The sequence below is a fragment of the uncultured Chitinophaga sp. genome (genome assembly GCF_937874145.1).
Lineage (GTDB): Bacteria > Bacteroidota > Bacteroidia > Chitinophagales > Chitinophagaceae > Chitinophaga.
In genome coordinates this window covers 1-5,613 of sequence record NZ_CALNBI010000394.1, presented here as the reverse complement: position 1 = coordinate 5,613, position 5,613 = coordinate 1, and the positions used below count along the sequence as shown (strand labels likewise).

Below are 5,613 nucleotides of genomic sequence, written 5' to 3'. Positions count from 1 at the left end.
CCCGGCTCCCGGAACCGCTACGGCTGAAGGCATACGCCATTCCGTGGCCCGCGCTCCGGTTACCGGAAGGGTAACGGACGCTTCGGGGCAACCGCTCGAAGGCGTATCCGTTTTTGTAAAAGGCACGCAGCGGGGTACCGTAACCGACGCAGATGGCCGCTTCCGGCTGGAAGCCGCTAAAGGGGAAACTCTTGTATTCCGCATCGTCGGGTTCAAGGAACAGAACGTAGTGGTCGGTGATGGCAACATGCCCGTCGTAGCCCTGGAATCCAGCCTTTCCGACCTCGATGAAGTGGTAGTGGTAGGATATGGCACCTCATCCAAGCGCCGCCTCACCACCGCCATCTCCAAAGTATCCGGCGCCGACCTCGGCAAACAACCCGTTACCAATCCGGGCGACGCCCTCGCCGGCCTGGCTGCCGGCGTACAGGTGCAATCCGCCAGCGGCAGCATGCCCGGCGAAGCACCCACCATCCGCATCCGGGGCATCGGCTCCATGGGCGCTTCCAACGACCCGCTGTACGTGGTAGATGGTTACCCGCTGCCCAATGCGGCCCAGTTCCAGCGCATCAACGTGGCCGACATTGAATCCATCGAATTGCTGAAAGACGCGGCCTCCGCGGCTATTTACGGCTCCCGTGCCGCCAACGGCGTGGTGATCGTCACCACCAAACGCGGCAAGTCAGGGAAAACGATGTTCAACGTCAACGCATATACGGGTGTTCAGACCGTATACCGCAAGATGGACATGATGAACAAGGCGGAATACCTGCAATACGCAAAAGACGCGACCAAAGCGCAGAACGGCCGCTACCCCGATGTGTTCGACACGCCGGACCAGTTGGCGGATACCGACTGGCAGGATGTGATCTTCCGTTCAGCCCCCATGTCCGACATCCAGCTGAGCGCCCGCGGCGGCAGCGATAAAGTACGCTTCTCCATCTCCGGCAACTACACCAACCAGAAAGGCGTGATGGTCGGAACGGATTATAAAATGGGAACGGTAAACGCCAATATCGATGCCGACCTGAGCAGCAAGCTGAAGATGGGCGCGAGCTTCGCACCGTCCTTCACCAACCGCAACGTGAAGCCCGGCCCGGGCAATCCCGGTCCCGCTTCCTACATGCCGGTATACGCAGCGATGCTCATGCCGCCGGTAGTGTCTCCCCGTTTGCCCAACGGCGATTATGGACAAAACAACGTGCTGCCCTTCACCCAGTACGGCTTCAGCGAGCCGGGCATCCACAACCCGCTGGCGGTGCTGGAGCTCTATGAAAACGAGCAAGAGTATTCCGGCCTGCTCAGCAACGCTTACCTGCAGTGGGAGCCTGTCAAAGGCCTCATCATCAGGTCGCAGGGCGGTGTTTCGACCGGCGCAACTACCTATACTGAGTATACGCCCTCAACCCTCGCTTATGGCAGCGCGCCCCTCGCGAACTTATCGAACCCCCTGCTGACGGGCATCGCCAGCCAGGTAACGAGCAACAGGACGGTAGGCTGGCTCTGGGAAAACACCCTCAACTACCGCCGCGCCCTGAGAGGAGGCCACAACCTCGGCGGCATGCTGCTCTATTCCATGCAGCGCTTCAACGGTACCAGCACGGCTGCCCGCGGCAAGGCAGGCACCTTCATCAACGACCAGGTGCATAACCCCGCTGCTTCCACCGAACTGCTCGGAACGCTGGGATATGAGCTGAACAGCTTCCTGTCTTACGCCGCACGCGTGAACTACGATTACAAGAATAAATATCTCCTTACCGCCTCTATCCGTACCGACGCGTCTTCGCGCTTCGGCCCCGATAACCGTTACGGCGTCTTCCAATCGTATTCCGCCGCATGGCGCGTTTCTGAAGAAGCCTTCATGCAAAGCCAGCAGCTGTTCGATGAACTGAAGATCAGGGCCAGCTATGGCGAAACGGGTAACGCCAACATCGGCGACTTCACCTGGATGAGCGGCATCGGCTATTCCAACTACAGCCTGGGCGACCAGCGCGTATCCGGCGTATTCCAGAACGGGTACATGAACCGCGAGCTGACATGGGAGAAGAACAAACAGTTCGGCATCGGCCTGGAAGCGGCTTTCCTGAAAGAAAGGATCTACCTGACCGTGGATCTCTACAACAAGGAAACCGATGGCATGCTGTTCTCCAAAGACCTCCCCGGCGTACTCGGCTATGCCACTTCGTTCCAGACCAACATCGGCAAGCTGCGCAACAAGGGATATGAAATCGAGCTGAACACCCGCAACATGGTGGGCAAGCTCAAATGGAGCACCAACTTCAACATCTCCTACAACCGTTCCGAAGTGATGGACCTCGGCGGCCGCAAATCTCTCAACCCCTACGATGGTATCGGCGGATGGCCGAACGTATACCGCGTGGAAGTAGGTAAGCCCCTGGGCAGCTTTTATGGCTTCGTGATCGACGGTGTGTTCAAGAATGCGGATGAACTGGCGAAGAGCGCCAAATGGGCCGGCTCCGGCGTGGGTGATTACAAAATCCGCGATGTGAACGGCGACGGGCAGATCAACGAATCCGACCGCACCTATCTCGGCAACGGTTTCCCGGATTACGTGTACGGAATCACCAATAATTTCTCATATAAGAACTTCGACCTGAGCTTCCTCTTCCAGGGCCCCCTCGGCAATGGCATCATCAACGGCGCCGCACGCCACTCCCAGCTCTGGATCGGTAAATTCAACGCCGTAAAAGAAATGGCCAACAATTACTTCCGGCCCGAAGAACCCGACAGGGACGTAAAGTATGCCCGTGTAGGCCCCCGCGCCGGCTTCAGCACCGCCGGGCAGCTCAGTTCCTATGCCGTATACAGCGGCTCCTTCCTGCGCCTGCGCAACGTGACCCTGGGGTACAACCTGCCGGAAACGATCACCAGGAGGCTCACCCTCCAGTCGGCACGCCTCTACCTCACGGCGCAGAATCTCTTTACCCTTACCAAGTATCCCGGTTTCAATCCGGAACCCAGCCAGTACGGTACGTCCGTTTACCAGCCCGGGGCCGACCAGGGCAGCTATCCGCTGGCAAAAAGCGTAATGGTAGGTATCAACATCGGGTTTTAATTGATCAAGCACAAAAATCTAGCGCAGATGAAATCGCATACATATAAACTGATGGGTATGGCCGCAATGGTTCTCGGCCTCGCGCAGGGATGCACGAGCTTCGTGGACCTGAAATCCCCCACGGTCGTGAACAGGGACGATTACTTCAACCGCGAATCGGATATGACGGCTGCCGTCAACGGCATGTACGCCAGCCTCCGCGGTTACTATAACAACTACTTCGTAGTGGCGGAAGTGCCGTCCGACAATACCGAAGCCAACAACGGCAACCTCGCCTATGCAGAGGTAGACCAGCAGACCTGGCTCAATAACAATTCCTATTTCCAGTCGCTCTGGCTCAACTCTTACAATACCATCGGCCGGGCCAATATCATCCTCGACAAGATCGATGGCATTGCCATGAGCGATAACCTGAAAAAGCAGTACAGGGGCGAAGCCCTCTTCGTGCGCTCGCTCATGTACCTGCAGCTGGCGCAGTTCTTCGGAGATGTGCCCCTCATCCTCAAAGAGGTGAAAACGGAAGCCGAAGCCTACAGCTACCTCCGTGAGCCGATTGCAAAGGTGTACGCGCAAGTGGAAACGGACCTCCTGGCTGCCATCGAAGCGCTTCCCCCGGTGTATACCGGCGCCAATGTAGGCCGTGCTCCCAAAGCCGCCGCACAGGCCCTGCTGGGGAAAATGTACCTGGTGTCCAAACAATTCCCTAAAGCCGTACCCGTGCTGAAGGCCGCGAAGGAAGACGCCAATTTTGGGCTGCTCGACGATTACGCACAAGTGTTCAGTGTCGAAAACCGCAATAACAAGGAGATCCTTTTTGCCGTGCAATATATCGCCAACGGTAACGGCGAAGGCAGCAGCTTCTGCATCCGCTTTGCACCCTTCGGCTCCGGCACCGAGATCACCACCGGCGCATTTCCGACAGGCTCCAACCAGGGCACCGAAGACCTGAACGATGCCTTCGAAGCCGGCGATGCCCGCAAACCCGTAGCGATCGCCAGGTATACCACCACCAACGCCCTGTATACCCGCAAATTCCTGGACAGGCCCATCGCCAATAACGAAGGCAAAAACCTCTGGCCGGTGATCCGGTATGCCGATGTGCTGCTGATGTATGCCGAAGCGCTCAACGAAACCGGCGCTACCGGCGAAGCCATCAAGCCCCTCAACGATGTCCGCTTCCGGGCGGATCTGGAAGATGTGGAAGATGAAGGCCAGAATGCCCTGCGCGATATCATCCAGCGCGAACGCCGCGTGGAGCTCTGCTTCGAAGGGCACCGCTATCTCGACCTGCTCCGCACCGGCAAAATGCTGGAAGTGATGCGCGCATACAAGGAGAAATACAAAGGAGTGGGGTATCTTGTGGAAAACTACGACATCCGGGACCGTAACGTGCTGTTCCCCATCCCGTTCCGGGAAAGAAGCCTGAACCCGGAACTGTCGCAGAACCTGGGATACGATTGATTATTTAACAGCAAGCAACAGATATGAGGTTTATATCATTGTGTATTTACCTGATGTGGTCCGCCGCCGCCATGGCGGATCCCATCACGCCGAATGATTTTAGGAAAGGATCCGACAGCGACCGCATCGAAGCCGCCATCCGCGAAGCCCTACGCACCGGCGCCAACACCATCGAAATCCCGCGCTGGAACCAGCAACGGAAAGCCGCCGAATGGCTCATCGACCGCGCCATCCTCGTGCCGTCAGACTTTACGCTGGTGCTCAACGATTGCCTCGTGCGCCTCTCTCCCGGTACCGCGGATAACATCATCACCAACGCCGGGGCACGCACCCAGCCGCTGTCGGGCAATAAAAACGTCCGCATCACCGGCAAAGGCAACGCCGTGGTGAGCGGCGGGCTGGAAGCACACTTCAACCCGCCCGGCGATAAAAGCGGCTATCGCACCATCGGCATCCTGCTGTACGATACCCAACACTTCACCATCGAAGGTTTTACGATGGAAGAAACGCAGGCCTGGGCTATTTCCATGGAACATGGCTGCGCCTACGGCAGGGTGGCAAATATCAATTTCGCCAACACCAACAAATTCCCGAACCAGGACGGTGTGGACGTCCGCAAAGGCTGTCACGACATCATCATCGAAAACATCACCGGCATCACCGGCGACGATGTCATCGCCCTCACCGGCCTCGCCACCCCCAACGATACCGCCAGGACCAGCATGCAGGTCGGCGGCCGCCTGCCCCGCGAAAACGACGATATCTACAACATCACCATCCGGAATATTCAAGCCAAATGCGTAGGCGGCCACGCCCTCGTGCGCCTGCTCAACCAGGACGGGATCAAGATGTACAACATTTTCGTGTCGGGGGTTTTCGATACCTCGACCGACAAGGAAATCAGGCCCGGGGCGGGTATCCGGATCGGGGAGGAACATTATTGGTCGTCCCGGATGAATGTGCTTGGCGAAACCTATAATATCCAGGTGGAGAATGTGCGGACTAGGGCCAAAGCGGCGGTGAAGATCGTGGGAACGCTGAAGAACGCCACCTTACGGGATATCACCGGCCTGGGC

The 5,613-nt window shown here is 57.8% G+C and carries 3 protein-coding genes; all 3 read left to right on the top strand.

Going from position 1 to position 5,613, the window contains the following annotated elements:
• The coding region (locus Q0510_RS19165) for a TonB-dependent receptor (RefSeq protein ID WP_298715379.1) at positions 1 to 3,076 on the top strand (3,076 nt) is incomplete at its 5' end.
• A gap of 27 nt (positions 3,077 to 3,103) precedes the next feature.
• Positions 3,104 to 4,537 (top strand): RagB/SusD family nutrient uptake outer membrane protein, encoded by a 1,434-nt coding sequence (locus tag Q0510_RS19160; RefSeq protein ID WP_298715377.1) that lies wholly within the window; start codon positions 3,104 to 3,106, stop codon positions 4,535 to 4,537.
• Positions 4,538 to 4,560: 23 nt separating this feature from the next.
• Positions 4,561 to 5,613 (top strand): hypothetical protein (locus tag Q0510_RS19155; RefSeq protein WP_298715375.1); only part of this gene is annotated, 1,053 nt, incomplete at its 3' end.